The 13,615-nt window shown below is 73.0% G+C and carries 12 protein-coding genes; 7 read left to right on the top strand and 5 right to left on the bottom strand.

Translation table 11 applies throughout. From position 1 onward, the window contains the following. Nucleotides 1-23: 23 nt before the first annotated feature. The 3 genes from O7615_RS14135 to O7615_RS14125 are packed head-to-tail and all read right to left on the bottom strand — an operon-like array spanning nt 24 to nt 2,121. Nucleotides 24-695 (bottom strand): SAF domain-containing protein, encoded by a 672-nt coding sequence (locus tag O7615_RS14135; RefSeq protein ID WP_278177988.1) that lies wholly within the window; start codon nt 693-695, stop codon nt 24-26. Further along, nucleotides 692-1,564, bottom strand: coding sequence for a hypothetical protein (locus tag O7615_RS14130; RefSeq protein ID WP_278177987.1), 873 nt, complete (start codon nt 1,562-1,564; stop codon nt 692-694). Before O7615_RS14130 ends, O7615_RS14135 begins: the two co-directional genes overlap by 4 nt. Next, nucleotides 1,558-2,121, bottom strand: coding sequence for a hypothetical protein (locus tag O7615_RS14125; protein WP_278177986.1), 564 nt, complete (start codon nt 2,119-2,121; stop codon nt 1,558-1,560). The genes O7615_RS14130 and O7615_RS14125 overlap by 7 nt, the downstream gene beginning before the upstream one ends. Nucleotides 2,122-2,495: 374 nt before the next feature. On the opposite strand from O7615_RS14125, the gene O7615_RS14120 reads away from it, so the two are divergent. Then, entirely contained in the window at nt 2,496-3,164 is a 669-nt protein-coding gene (locus O7615_RS14120; protein ID WP_278177984.1) for a peptidase A24, read from the top strand. Between the two features lie 54 nt (nt 3,165-3,218). On the opposite strand, the gene O7615_RS14115 is transcribed toward O7615_RS14120, so the two are convergent. Next, entirely contained in the window at nt 3,219-3,671 is a 453-nt protein-coding gene (locus O7615_RS14115) for a hypothetical protein (RefSeq protein WP_278177982.1), read from the bottom strand. Nucleotides 3,672-4,280: 609 nt separating this feature from the next. Here O7615_RS14115 and O7615_RS14110 point away from each other — a divergent pair. The 5 genes from O7615_RS14110 (at nt 4,281) to O7615_RS14090 (ending at nt 11,429) form a co-directional block, all read left to right on the top strand. Further along, nucleotides 4,281-4,511, top strand: a complete 231-nt coding sequence (locus tag O7615_RS14110; protein WP_278177981.1) for a hypothetical protein — start codon at nt 4,281-4,283, stop codon at nt 4,509-4,511. 350 nt (nt 4,512-4,861) lie between these two features. After that, entirely contained in the window at nt 4,862-5,380 is a 519-nt protein-coding gene (locus O7615_RS14105; RefSeq protein WP_278177979.1) for a MarR family transcriptional regulator, read from the top strand. Next, nucleotides 5,377-6,702 carry an APC family permease gene (locus O7615_RS14100; protein WP_278177978.1) on the top strand — a complete coding sequence of 442 codons (1,326 nt, stop codon included), beginning with the start codon at nt 5,377-5,379 and terminating at the stop codon, nt 6,700-6,702. The genes O7615_RS14105 and O7615_RS14100 overlap by 4 nt, the downstream gene beginning before the upstream one ends. Nucleotides 6,703-6,794: 92 nt before the next feature. Beyond that, nucleotides 6,795-8,078: an MFS transporter gene (locus O7615_RS14095; RefSeq protein ID WP_278177976.1), complete on the top strand. Its 1,284-nt coding sequence runs from the start codon at nt 6,795-6,797 to the stop codon at nt 8,076-8,078. A gap of 963 nt (nt 8,079-9,041) precedes the next feature. After that, nucleotides 9,042-11,429: an EAL domain-containing protein gene (locus tag O7615_RS14090; RefSeq protein WP_278177975.1), complete on the top strand. Its 2,388-nt coding sequence runs from the start codon at nt 9,042-9,044 to the stop codon at nt 11,427-11,429. Between the two features lie 4 nt (nt 11,430-11,433). On the opposite strand, the gene O7615_RS14085 is transcribed toward O7615_RS14090, so the two are convergent. After that, nucleotides 11,434-12,420, bottom strand: coding sequence for a DUF6545 domain-containing protein (locus O7615_RS14085; protein ID WP_278177974.1), 987 nt, complete (start codon nt 12,418-12,420; stop codon nt 11,434-11,436). Between the two features lie 160 nt (nt 12,421-12,580). Here O7615_RS14085 and O7615_RS14080 point away from each other — a divergent pair, with 160 nt between their 5' ends. After that, nucleotides 12,581-13,414: an SAM-dependent methyltransferase gene (locus O7615_RS14080; RefSeq protein WP_278177973.1), complete on the top strand. Its 834-nt coding sequence runs from the start codon at nt 12,581-12,583 to the stop codon at nt 13,412-13,414. The last annotated feature ends 201 nt before the right edge of the window (nt 13,415-13,615 follow it).

The following is a 13,615-nucleotide window of genomic DNA, read 5'->3' as shown; positions in this document are numbered from 1 at the left end:
CTGCGTCTCTCACTAGCCCGTTCTCATTGGCCGGCGTTGAGTTGGACCAGCGCCACCTCGCCGGTCGCCGAGGCGACCGCCTCCGCGTCGCGGTCGGCCAGCAGCAGCGTCACCACCTGCCCGCCGGTATGCACCGTGTCCGCGATCGACACGACCGCGCCCACCGCCCGCGGCGCCCCGCCCTGACCGCCGGGCGGGGCCGGCTGCTCACCGCCGGCACCGTTGGCGGTCACGACCACCGCGACCCGCGCCCCGGCGGTCAGGCCGGCGGGGGCGCGTCCCTCCGGGACCGGCACCGCGATCACCGCCTGCCCGGCCGGCGGCCACGCCGCAGGACCGACCTGCGAGGACACCAGCAGGCTGCCGGCGGCCAGCGGCACCGCGGCGCTGTGCCCCACCACCTGGTCGCGGCGCTCGGCGGCGACCAGGGCCAGGCCCTGCGGGTTCGGCACCCGCACCACCCGCACGTCGGCGGCAGCGATCACCTCACCCGCCGATATCGGCCGGGCCACCGCCAGGTACTGGTGCGCGGCATTGCGCCGCAGATCGACCTGCCAGAACGTGGCCACCGTCGCCAGCACCAGCAGCACCCCGGCGGCCACCCGCTGGCCGCTGCGGCGCCCGGCCGGCCGCGCCGACGGCGTCGAGGCGTCCGCGCCGGCCGCGCTCGTGACCGCACGCGTGGCCACGCTCACCGGACACGCTCCACGACGGCCTGCGACTGCCCGACCGGCACCGCGCGGGTTGATGTCGTCGTCAGCGGGTCGAGCGTGCCCCCCTGACCGCCGGGCCCGGACCAGGTCACCGACCAGGTGACCGTCGCCCGCAGCCCGAACGTGCCGGTGCGCGCGGAAGCCGAGGAGCGGGTGTAGGTGTGCCCGCAGGGCGAGCTGGCCCGCGGGTCGATCGTCGGCGTCCACGGCCGGCCCGGACCCCGGCAGGTCAGGCCCGTGCTGCCGTCGCCGAAGGACCACCGCACCCGGGTGGGCGTCGCCGTCGCGGTCACCGTCACCCCGGGCACCGACGCCGACGCCGACCGCACCGACCAGGTCACCCGATCCACCCACAACCACACCGGCACCCGGACCAGCACGAACGGCACGGTGTCGGGGTTGGTGCGGATCTGCGGGGCGGGCAGGACCAGGCGCGAGCGCGCGGTCTGCGCCAGCGCGGCCGGGTTCAGCCCGGGCGCCTCGTCGAGCCACACCGGCGTGGCCTGCGACCCGATGCCGTCGCGCAGGCAGGTGCGCGCGTACCAGCCGCCCTGCGGGCCCGACCCGGCAGGTGGCGGCCGGTCACCGGGCACCGGCGCCCAGTAGCAGTCGCTCTGCTCATCCGCGTCGTCGCTGTCGTGCGCGCCGCCGCTGCCCCCGGTCGGTCCGCCGGTGGGCCCGGCGGGGCCACCGGGGGCTTCGGCGGTCAGCTCGCACTCGGGTGCGGCGGGGCTGCGCGTGCAGTCGACATGGCCGATACCGTCGTCGGCCCGGGCGGGCGACACCATCACCCCGACGGCCACGGCCACGACGGCGGCGACGATCCCCACCCGGGGCGCGGGCCTCAGCATGTGCCGACCGCCTGCACCCCGAAGCTGGACACCTTCCAGCCGTCCCCGTCACGGGTGACCGTCGCCCGGACCGCCCGTCGACCACCCGGGATGTCGTCGACCAACGCGCCGGCCGCGGTGTAGGTGAGGAACTCGGTGGTGTCCAGGCAATCGGTCACCGTCGCCGCGGCCGGCAGCGTCGCCGGTGTGGTCACGAGGACCTGCGGGTCCGACCGGTAGGCGCCCTTGATGACGTTGCCGTCCTCCCGCAGTCTGGTCAGCCCGGTCTGCAACGTCGACAGGGCTCTGCCGGTGGCGTACCGCGGCAGGTCCGGATACTGCGCGTCCGCGGTCACGCCGGCTTCGGCGTACGCCTGCCACATGCCCCGGTAGGCCCGCAACGCCGCCTCGTCGGCGCTGACACCCGGCTCCACCACCGGGGGCGCCGGGGGACGGCTCGCCGGCGGATCCTGCGCGGCGCCGCCCCCGCCGCATCCGCCGAGACCGGCCGCCAGGCACACGCCTACGGCCAACCCGACGAACCGGCCACGAGCCCGACGAATCCTTTTGATGATCATGCTGATCGTGTCTCCTCGCGACGGCGAGCCGACCGCTCTCGCGGTTCCTGGACATCGACTTGTCTGACCCGTTTGGACGCCGCCGACGGCCGGCGGACGGGCATCTCCCGGGCGCGGCTGGCACTACCGCTCAGCTCGCCCGGCGCCACGCCACACTTCGCAGAATCTGCACCACAGTGCGGCATCGGAACGGACCGAGCAAAGCACACCCCGACGTAGACAGTCAACTACAGTTCGAAAACTTCGTACTGTAGTTCGCCTACCTGAAGGGTCGGCGCGGCGCCCGAGGCCTGGGCGCGCAGTGTCCCGGTAGGGCGCCGGCGTGACGCCGGGTGGGCAGGGATGGCCGCGTCGAGCGGCGGGTGGGGGGCGATGTGGACGCGACGTTGTGGTGGGGCAGCGCGGTGAGCGGTGCGTTGGCGGGAGCGGTGCTGCCGGCGGCCTACCTGCGCGCCGTGGCACGCCTGCGCGCCGGGAACGCCCCGCGCGCCCGTCGCCTCCGCTGGCACGCGCTGGCCTCCGGCGGCGGCGCCGTCGTGCTGGCCTCCGGATCGGTGGCGCTCGCCGGGCGTCTGCATGAGCGGCCAGGCGGCGTGCCGTTGGTGGCGGCGTGGCTCATCCTCATTGACCTCGGGCTGCTGCTCGCCGCCGTGGACGCCGCGACGCACCGGCTTCCCACGCCGCTCGTCGGGGCCATGGCGCTGACACTGGGGGCGTTTCTCGCGGGCGACGCGTTCGCAACCGGGCACTGGCAGACGCTGGTGACGGCGCTGCTCGCGGCCAGCGCGGTGGGCGGCGCGTACCTCGTGCTGGCCGCGGGCGGCAGCATGATCGGCGCGGGCGATGTGCGGTTCGCGACGGTCCTTGCCGCGTCGCTGGGCACACTCGGCTGGCCTGCGGTGGTGTGGGGCGGCCTGCTGCCCTACCTGCTCGCCGGGCCCGAAGCGCTGGCCCGTCTCGCGTTACGGCGCCAATCCGAGCTGGCCTTCGGCCCCTATCTGCTTGCCGGCGCCCTGCTCGCGGCGGCGTTCGCGCAGTCCTGACCCGCCGGCATGCCCGACCGCCCCTTCCCGGCGGTGCGCCAGCGCGAGAGGGTTCTACTGGTCGGGCGGCGAGGGCCGGGAAGCGCGTTCCTTGAGTGCCTCCAACTCTTGGTAGTCCCGGATCGTGGCAGCGATCTTTCGCCGGTTTTCGGGGCTGAGGTCTTGAATCGTCCGGGCCAGGACCCGCGCTTCGCGGGCCTTCAAGGTGGGTTCGTCCCCCTCACCGAGGAGGAAGCCGGGGGGGACGCCGAAGTGCTCGGCAAGGCCAATCAGGGTGGTGGCCTTGGGGTTGATCTTCTCCCCGCGCCGCAAGTTGCGCAGCCCGCCCTCGGTGATGGGGTAGCCGCGGGCGATGAGCGCGCGGGCGACCTCGCTCTCGGTGTAGGGCTCCGCCCCCTCGCGCTCCCCGCTGAACAGGTACTCCAACCGGGACTGGATCACTAGCAACCGGGACTGGATCACCTGCGAGGTGTGATCGTCAGCGTGGTCGGCAGGTGTCGAAGCCACAAGATCCTCCGTACTGCACTACGAAAACTACGAACTACAGTTGACCGCCAGGGGGATGTCGTGTTTAGCTCTCGTCATCGCCCCAGCAACTGTAGTACGAAAGTTTCGAACTACAGTTAGGTGGAGCGTAGCGGATCGGGGACCTGCCCGCGAGGTGCGCCCCGGTCGGCGGGCGACGGGACCAAAGGGGGGAACCGTCGCCGCTCGGGCACTTGTCATCCGGCCGCCACCACGCGGCGGCATCGCCTGGCCTGGCCGCGTCCCGTGACGCTGTCGCTGCCGCGTGACCAGCCGCCTCACGGCGGGTCTCGGCGGCTCACCGGATGGCCACGGTGCCCCGTTCGCCGCGGCGACCGTTGGCTCGTGAGGTCGCGGCGGCGAGCGGCGGGGGCCGGCGGGTGCGCCGTCGGTCCCCGCCGTTTCACCGACCACACCACGGGGTGCCCCAATGGCCGCGTGCGGGCTGCCCGCCGGGTCGGTGCGACAGCGACGGTGCGAGGCCGAGGAGTTGAGGCCGTGATCAGGCAAGAGGGACGCGAGGCGACCGCCGGGGTCCGGTCACCGCGGCGGCGGATGCCAGCCGCGGGCGCACCGAGGCGATGGAGCAGTGTGAAAAGCGGTGGCTTCGACTTGCCGCTGGCGTCGGCCAGCAGCAGTCTGCGCAAGCTGCGCGGCGACATCGACGAGCTCATCCTGGCGGCGGCGCGCCAGCCGAGCCCGTCGCGGCGTGCGGCGTTGGTGGCGATGCATCACCAGCTGCGGTTGCTCGGTCAGCGCGTCAACGCCGCACTCGGTGCGACCCACCACCCTGGGCCTACCAACGGCGCACCGCAGGACTGAGGCCCGCTGCCGCGAGCCGACCACGCGGCCGACGCGAGGCCGGGGCGCGTGGCGCTGCGGCGCGCCCCGCGTCGATCGCCGCCGCAGGCTCCCTTCCAGATCTCAGGCGGGCTCCGACCGCGGCGTCGCTGCGTGATGGGGCGGGCGGACAGGTGCCACCGGCTGTCGCCGCGCCATGCCCGCGCCGATGCTCCAGCAGACACCGGAAGAACGGGGATGACCATGTGTTTCGCAGCCCATGATTGTCAATCACGTGACGCGACGCCGGCACTGTCGGGCCGGCGCCCCGGCCGGGGAGGCCGTGGTGGCGTTGCGACCGTCCACCGTCCCCACCACCGAGGCAGGTCGTGGTGAGCGCCACCGTCCGCCGGCCGGCGGGCATCTACCGCCCGCCCGTCGGCGGACACCGGGCCCGTCGGGTAGAGCCCGACCTGCTGGCATGTCTGTGCCGCAGTGCGAACGTCGTGCGCGCGTACCTGGAACGCACCGTGTTGCGCGAGACGGGGCTGACGTGGACCTCCTACGACGTGCTGGAGCTCGTGTGCGCCGGCGAGGTGGCCGAGCCGGCGGACATCGCCCGGCAGGCCGGCGTCGCCCGAGCGACACTGACCTCCGCGCTCGCGCAGCTCAGCGACCGCGGTCTGGTGCGTCGCGAGCTGCACGAGCATGACCTGCGACGGGTGGTGATACGGCCGACGCAGCAAGGATCGTCACTGGCGGGCATGTTGCGACGGCAGGTCGCCGTGCGACAGGCGCAGTTGCTGCGCGACGCCGCCATGCCGCCACCGGATGTCGTCGCTGTGCTCAGGGCGTTGGCTGACCAGTTCCGCGCTGGCGCCGGCCCGGCTGACACGGAGCCCGCGCGGTGAGCGCCGGGATCGGCACGGCGCGTGGCGCGGCGTTGTGCGTCGGCGCCGTCCTGGGGCCGGGAGTGTTGGTCCTGCCGGCGATGGCGGTGCGGGTTGCCGGCCCGGCGTCGCTGTTGGCGTGGGCGGCGCTGCTGTGCGTGTCCGCGCAGATCGCCACGTCCTTCGCCGCGCTCGGTACCCGCTACCCCGACTCCGGCGGTGTGGCCGCGTTCACCCGGCGGGCGTTCGGCCACCGCGCCGCGGCCGTCGTCGGGTGCTGGCTGTTCGCCGCGGTACCGGCAGGGGTCGTCGCGGGAGCTATCGCAGGCGCCCGCTACACCGCCGCCGCGTTGCACGCTTCGGCGAGACCGGCCCTGGTGTTCGCGGCGGTGCTGCTGGCCCTGGTGTATCTGGCGAACCTGGTGGGGCTGCGCCTGTCCGCCCGGCTGCAGCTGGTCCTCACCGGGGTGCTGGTCGGGCTACTCGTCGCGGTGGTCGTGGTGGCAGGGCCACGCGTCAGTCTCGATCGGATCACCCCGTTCGCGCCACACGGTGTCGCGGGGATCGGTAGCGCCGTCGCCGTGCTGTTCGTGGCGATCTGCGGCTGGGAGGTCACCGCCAACCTGTCCGCGGAGTTCACCGACCCGCGGCAGGTCCGCAGGGCGGCCATGGTGAGCCTCGCGATCATCGTCGTGCTCTACACCGGACTGGCCTGGTGCACCGTCGGCGTGCTCGGCGGCGAGGCGGGCGACACGATGGTGCCGCTGATGCGCCTGCTCGCCCCTACCGGACGGCCGTGGGCCGCCGTCGTGGTCGCGGTGGCAGCGGTGCTGTTCACCGTCGCGGCCAGTGTCACCTTCGTCGCCGCGGGCGCGCGTGCCGGTGTCAGCCTGGCCCGTCACCACGTCCTGCCCGCCCGCCTCGCGGTGACACGCGACGGCGAGCCCCGGCGCGGCGTCGCGGTCCAGGCCGCCGCCGCGACGCTCGTCGCGGTCGCCGCCGCAGCGGCGCCGCGCCTGATCACCGTGGAAACCTTGATGCGGACCTTCGCCGCGCTGCTGGCCTGCGTCACCCTGGTCGGTCTCGCCGCGGCGGCGCGTCTGCTGCCCACACCCCGCCAGCGGGTCAACGCCGCGCTCGCCGCGCTCACCGTCGCCGCGGTCGCCGCCCTGTCCGGCCCGTTCCTGCTCGCCCCCGCCGCCGTGGCCATCGCCGCCGGAACCCGTCGACGCCGCACACCGCCACCCGACCCACCGCCACCTCGCGGCGGGAGCGAGGCCGGACGGGACGCCGCGAGCACCCTTCACCCGCGCCCCACCGCGATGGCGGCGAGACCGCGATGAGCACACCCTCCCGGTCGCCCGAAGAGGGGTCTACCGCCGGCACCGTCGGTCGTGGTCCGGGATGGCGATGGGGGGCACTGTACGGGCCGGCGGTGTACGGGGTTAGTGCCGCCGCCGTCGCCCTACCCGCGAGTGAGAGACACCTTCCCAGCGACAGCGCAGTGCTGATCTGGATCCTCACCGCCTACGCCGTCGGCGTCGGGGTCGGCGCGCTGGCAGGCGGACGCCTGGCAGATCTATGGGGCAGCCGGCCGGTCCTGGCCACCGCGGCGGCTCTGCTGACCGTAGGGGCCCTGGTCTGCCTCATCGCCTCCACCCTGGCCGTCGTCGTCGCCGGCCGCGTCCTGCTGGCTGCCGGCTCCGGAGCGGCGATGGCCGCCGCGCTCACCGCGACCGCAGGGCTGCCCGCCGCCCGCCGCCCCACTGCCCTGGCGGCGTTCGGCGCCTGCCTCGCCGGGTTCTCCGCCACCGCCCCACTAGCGGGCGCGGCGGCGGCGCACTGGTCCTGGCGCGTAGCGCTGGTCCTGCCGGTACTGTCGGTCGTCGCCGTGCCGGCCTGCTGGCCGATGACCTACCGCCTGCCGCGACGCACCCCGGTGGACTGGCCCGGCGCGGCTCTGGTCACGGCTTGCGCCGCGGGGCTCCTACTGATCGCGCACACCGCCGCTGGGCAGCCCGGCGTCGCCACCATCATGATCACCGCCGCCACAGCGGCCCTCGCCGTCGGCGTGGCAGTGCGCGCCCGCCGACGCCGCGACGGGTTCCTGCCGCGCGGAGTCCTCTCCGCCTCCTGGTTCCGGTACGCCGCCGCCACCGGAGCATGCGTCTACGGGGGCCTGTTCGGCCTCCTCTACGCCATACCCCACCTGCTGACCCGGCAGGGCCACAGCACGATGGACATCGGTCTGCTCCTGCTGCCCGGCGCGGTCGTCGGTGCGCTGCTGACACGGGCCACCGTGCGCGCGGCCCGACGCGTGCGGCAGGGGCGGGTGTTAGCGGTCGTCAGCCTCCTGCTGACCGCCGCGCTGTGCTACGCCGCCACCGACCAACGGCCCTGGGCACTCGCGACCGCCAGTACCGCGGCGTTCACCGCGGCGGCCGTGGCGCAGACGCTGCTCAGCGGGTACGCCACCACCCGCGCTGGAGCCGCCCGCGGCGGCGCCATCGGCCTGCTCACGCTCGTCACCTTCCTCGGCGGCGCCTGCGGTGCCGCAGTCTGCGCCGCCCAGTGGCACACCGCAGGACCCGCTGTCGCCCTGACCGTGGCCGCTGTCCTGCCGGCCGTAGGCACCATCACGGCACTGCGGCTGCCCCATGACTCACGGCTTCTGACCCGAACCGGTGCCGTGCACGCGGCGCCGATACGGCGGGCATGATCCCCACCAGCCGATAGATCCTCAGAGCCGACGCATTACAACGATCAACGTGCAACGACGACGCACCTAGCCGTTCTCTCCGGGGCGTCCACCTGCTGGCCCGGCAGCGCCGCAGCATGATGCGCATGGGCGCGCCCGTCCTACCCGGCACGGTCGTCGGCGCGCTGCTGGCGTCAGCGCCGCGCGCGCGGCCAACCGCCTCACGCCGGGTCGCGTGCTGGCCACCGTGTCCCGGCTGCTGAGCGCCTACGTCACCACTCGCGTCGATGACGCCGTCCGCAGCGGCGCGGTCGGCCTGTTCACCCTCACGACCCTCCTCGGCGGCAGTCCGCACCAGCCAGTGGCACCCCGGCGGCCGTCGCGCTGCCCGGCGAGATCCTCGACCAAGACGGCCACGGCGCGTTCACCGACGGCGGGTTCTCGGCACGGCGACGGCAGTCGATCAGCTGTCGCTGCGGCGATCCCCGGTCAGGGCAGGGCCAGACCGCCTGCGCCCCCTGTCCGCCAACGGCGGACAGGGGGCGTCTTCTGGCGTTCGTGGGCCCCGGGAGCCACGGTGGACACGCGATCTCGAAGCGAAACAGGCCCATGAGTGTGGGCCCGGGCCGGCGGGAGGCCGCACCCTTCGCTCACCTGCGGCCACCCCGCGCAACGCGCGAAAAAGTGGTATAGCGCGCATTTGCCCAGCAATGCGACTCATGGACCTTGGTGAATTCCTTTCATCGGGATATCTTCCCCGCAGGGTTAACTTAGAGAAACGAGGATGTCGCTATGCGTAAGGGAGTGGAGTGGGATTGACGCGAACCAGTGGTCAGACGCGCGTCTGACTTCTGGTAAGTGAGCTGCTACGGTGAATGGGGCTGGGGCGGGAACGGGGCTTAGACCACGGGGGACTCATCGATGCCGCTCCAGCGCGACAGGGTGCCGCTCGTTCTGCTGACTGCCTCTGGCGTGGTCGTGGCGGTGGCATGCCTTGGGTGGGCGATCACTCATCTCGGTTCGCCCACGCCGCAGCAGCAGGTGTACCTGTGGATGGGTGCGGCGCTGATGGCCATGGGCGCGGCGTTCTCGGTGCCGCTGCCGCCTCGCCTGTCGGTGCGGGTCACGTTGACGCCGACGGCGTGCCTGGTGTGCGCCTCGGTGCTGCCGGCGCCGTGGGTGGTGGTGTGCGCCGCGATCGGTGTCGGTGCCGCCAGGTTACTGGTGAGACGCCCGCTGTCGTGGCACCGGGCCGCCCACAACACGAGCATGGATGTCATCGCCGCGGCGCTGGCCGCGGGGGTGATGGCCAGCTTCGGCGTCCGGCCGGTCGCCGGCGAGCCGGCGTGGACCACGGCGCCGTACTCGCGCCACCTGCTCGCGTTTGTCGTTGCGGCGGTCGTGGTGGTGGTGTGCGAGGAGTTGGTGACAGCGGCGGCGGTGACGTTGTCGACCAGACGTCCGCTGCTTGTCGTGCTGCGTGGGCTGTGGCTGACGCGTCTGTGCGTCGCGGTGGCCGAGATCAGCGTGGCCGGCGCGGCGGTGCTCGTCACGGGACTCGACATGCGCGCGCTCGCCGCGCTGCCGTTGGTGATGCTCGTCCTGCATCTGGCGCTCACCTATCGGCTGCGCGTCGCGGAGGAGCGGCGGGTGTGGGAGCGCCTGGCCGCGCTCAGTGACGCCCTGGCCTCGCGGGACCTGGACGTGGTGGTACAGACCGCGGCGGCCGGCGCGGTGGATCTGTTCGGCGCCGCGGCGGCGGATGTCGAGTTCGCCGAGGGAGTGCGGCTGGTACGCGCCGTCCGGCGCGGCGGTGGCGCCGAGCTGGTGTACGACGGACCCGCCGCGGACGCCCCCGACGTCGCCGACGCACGACACGCGGTGTCGTACGCGTTCGGTGGCGGTGACGCCGACGGGGTGTGCGGGGTGCTCCGGCTGCACCTGAACAAGCCGCGAGACACGTTGTCCGTCCGGGAACGCGCCGCACTGCAGACCTTCGCCGCGACGCTGACATCGAGCCTGGACCTCGCGTACGCCTACGGTCGGCTCGCCGCGCAGTCTCGCCGGCACGAGACGGCGGCGAGCCACGACGAGGACACCGGGCTGTGGAACCGGGCCGGGCTGCTGCACCGCCTCGGTGAGGGCTTCGGCGATCGGTGTCACGTGGTGGTCGTTAGGGTCGACAACTACGCCCTCGTCACCGACGTGTTGACCAGCGATCGTGCCGTGGCGGTGTTGAATACCCTGGCCGGCAGGTTGCGGCACGCGACGATGGACTTGACCGCCGAGGTGGCCAAGGTCGGCGACGCGACGTTCGCGATGGCGATCGCCGACCTGCCCGCCGAGGTCGCCTATCAAAAGGCCTGCTGGGCGGTCGCGGCGCTTCGCCGCGAGGTCGAGGTCGACGGGCGGCGCCTGACGATGAGAGCCTGCGCGGCAATGGTGTCGGGCCAACCCGGCGAGAACCTGATCAACGCGGCGGAGCTGGTGTTGGGGCGGGCGAGCCGCAACGGCGACGACCGGCTGGTGTCCCGTCAGGACGGCCCGGTGCACCCGTGGTCGTTGGTCCGCGAGCTGACCAGCGCACGGATGTCGATCTCCTTCGAGCCGATCATCGACCTGGTCAGCGGCAGGATCACCCTGATGCAGTCCGTGCCGCGTTGGCTGCGATCGCGCGACGAGGTGCTCACCGCGGACGAGTACGTCTACCAGCTCATCGACGATAACGATGTCGGCAGCTTGGAGGTTGTCGCCACGACCCTGGTGACCCGGTCACTGGCCGCCGCGGCGACATGGCAGGTGGCGCTGCCCGACACGGCCTTGGTGGTGCCGGTGCCCGCCAAGGCGTTCACGCAGGCCTTCGCCGAGTCCGTGCGTGACCTGCTCAGCGAGCACACCGGGCCGGGGCCATCGCTGGTGCTGGCGCTCGCCGGCCCGCCGGCGGCAAAGGCCCGGGACACGGCCGAGTGGATCGGACAGTTCGGCGTGCGGCTGCTGCTGGATAACTACGGCAGCGCCGGTGTGGATCTGGAGACGGTCAGCGCCGTCGCGGGCGGCTTCCTTCGGCTGCACCCGGCATTCTCGCTGGACGCAGGGTACCAGCCGGCGCGGTCGGTCATCCGTGCGGCGGTGGACCTCGCCAAGGACCTGGACCTGGCCGTTGTCGCACCCGGAATCAGAACCTACCGGCAGCGCCAAGAACTCGCCGAGATCGGCTGCGCCCTCGGCAGCGGTCCCCTCGTGGGCGGCGAGTTGTTCCCCAGCCAGGTGCGCCGCATGGCGGACCTGTGGCGGTTCCAACCACTGCACGGGATAGAGGGCGTCTCCCTGCACCACGGCCGCCGTACTGTCGGGTCGCGCCCCGGAGCCTGACCGCTCACCGGCGCGCCGCAGCCTCCCTCCTGCGCGGCGGCGCGGCGGGGATCGTGGTGGTGACCACCGGCGCCCACCGGGCGGTCTCCGCCGCGACCAGCGCACATCCGTGCAGGGCACGGGCGATATCCGCGAGACGGCGGGCCTCGGACAGAACGTCATGAACGTCGTGTGGCGTGCCCAGCACCTCCACGTCGCCGAAACCGGGGCGCAGCGCCACGCCACCACCACGGTGCCGTGCGGCGCCCCGGTGCCGCAACGCGACGGCGACGGTGGCGGCCTCCGCGACGGCCACCACCGCGTCGGGTTCGAGCCGGTGGCGTCGGGCGCGTCGGGTCGCGCTGTCGCGCACCTGCGAGCTGCACCACGGCCGCAGAATGCGCAGGGCGTCGTGGATCTCCACCACCGTGCGGTAACGCTGCCGCCGACCGCGGATCTCGACCGGGGCCGGCGCGGCGGTGCTGGTGCCGACGATCGCGGCGTCAGGCATGCCGTCGCGCAACGTCATCCACAGCTGCAGCAGATGCCAGTCGGTGCGGCGATCGGCCCACCACGCCGACGGTGCGCCGCGACGCGACGGCACGCCCGCGGCAGCCGCACGGTGCGCGGCATGTGTGGTGGCGGCCTGCGTCAGGCACTGGGATAGCAGGTCGGCCGCCAACTCGGCCTCGACCTCGATGGCGGGATCGACGGGGCCGCGCAGGGCGTCACCGGGGTGCTCGAGCACAACGTGCGCCACCTCGTGCAGGACCACCTGTGTCCGTGCCAGCGACGACAGCGCGGGATCGACGAAGATGGTGTCCTCGTTGTCCTTTCGCAGCACTACCGCCGGCGGCATGCCGGCGCCCAGCGGAAGCTCGCGGATCAACAGGCTGGACCCGCGTGCTTCGCCGATCGCCGCGCACCAGGCATCCACGGTGTAGGGGGCGGGCGGTGGCGGCAGGTTGGCTCGCCGCATTCGTCGCGACAGCCGCGCCCGAGCGAACAGCATCCCACCTCCTGGCGTTCACCGTCGGTGCCGGATCGAAGATCAGAGTGTAGCCAGAAAGATACTTTCGAGATAGCCTTTCGGCTCCTCAATGGACACGGCGATCAACGCCGGACGGCAGCCGGTCCGAGGGCACGTACACGCGATGACGGGGAGGACAACGGTGACCGACGAGCAGGCGACGGCGCGCAGCTACGACGAGGGCAGAGCCACCGTCGCCCGGATTTACGACTACTTTCTCGGCGGCACCCAGAACTTCCCGGCCGACCGCGCGGCAGCCGAAATGATCCTGAAGCAGGTTCCCGAGGCGCGGAACATGGCCCGCTCCAACCGGCTGTTCCTGCAACGCGCGGTCAGCAAGCTGGCCCAGCTCGGCATCCGACAGTTCCTCGACCTGGGCTCCGGTATCCCCACCCAGGGCAACGTGCACGAGATCGCGCAGGCCGTCGACCCCGCCGCCCGGGTGCTCTACGTCGACATCGACCCGGTCGCGGTGACCGAATCCAACCGGATCCTCGCCGGCAATCCCACCTGCCGCGCCATCGAGGCCGACTTCACCGACCCCGACCGGATCCTCGACGCACTCGCCGACGGCGACCTCGCCACCGTGATCGACCTCGACGAGCCGACCGCGCTGCTGTACTGCTCCGTCCTGCAGACCGTGCCCCCGGGCCGCATCACCGAGGTCGTCGCGCCGATCCGAGACCGTCTCGTCCCCGGCAGCGCCTTGGTCATCTCCCACGTCAGCCAGACCTTGACCGAACGGTACGACGCGTCGAACGTGGCCGCCGGCAAGGAGGTATTCCGTAAACAGGCCGCGACCGACGTCACCCTGCGCACCGACGACGAGATCACCGCCCTGTTCGGCGGCTTCGTCATGATCCCGCCAGGACTCGTCGCGCTCGACGAGTGGATGCCTGACCTGGGCGACAAGGATCCCTACGCCGGCTCGGACACACCCTCACCGATGCGAGGGGCAGTGGCATTCCGCCCCTGACGGTCCGCGACGCACCAGACCACGGTCGCGGCCGGCACCGGCCGCTGTCCCCGCGGTGACCGTGGCGCGCACGCCCGCAACGTGCACCGGGAGGACGGTGTTTGCCGGCTACGCGCCGACGCCGACGCACGGCTGACCCGTCACGACCGAACGCGCTTCTGGCCCGGATGACCACGGTTGCCGCTGGCGTGCCGCGGCGCG

Source organism: Micromonospora sp. WMMD1082 (assembly GCF_029626175.1).
Taxonomy (GTDB): Bacteria; Actinomycetota; Actinomycetes; order Mycobacteriales; family Micromonosporaceae; genus Micromonospora.
This window is presented reverse-complemented; position numbering and strand designations above follow the sequence as displayed.

What these genes read in the sequence shown, in the direction of transcription:
- O7615_RS14130 (WP_278177987.1), bottom strand. Translation starts at nt 1,564, where the DNA reads ATGCTGAGGCCCGCGCCCCGGGTGGGGATCGTCGCCGCCGTCGTGGCC.
- O7615_RS14125 (WP_278177986.1), bottom strand. Translation starts at nt 2,121, where the DNA reads ATGATCATCAAAAGGATTCGTCGGGCTCGTGGCCGGTTCGTCGGGTTG.
- O7615_RS14085 (WP_278177974.1), bottom strand. Translation starts at nt 12,420, where the DNA reads ATGCTGTTCGCTCGGGCGCGGCTGTCGCGACGAATGCGGCGAGCCAAC.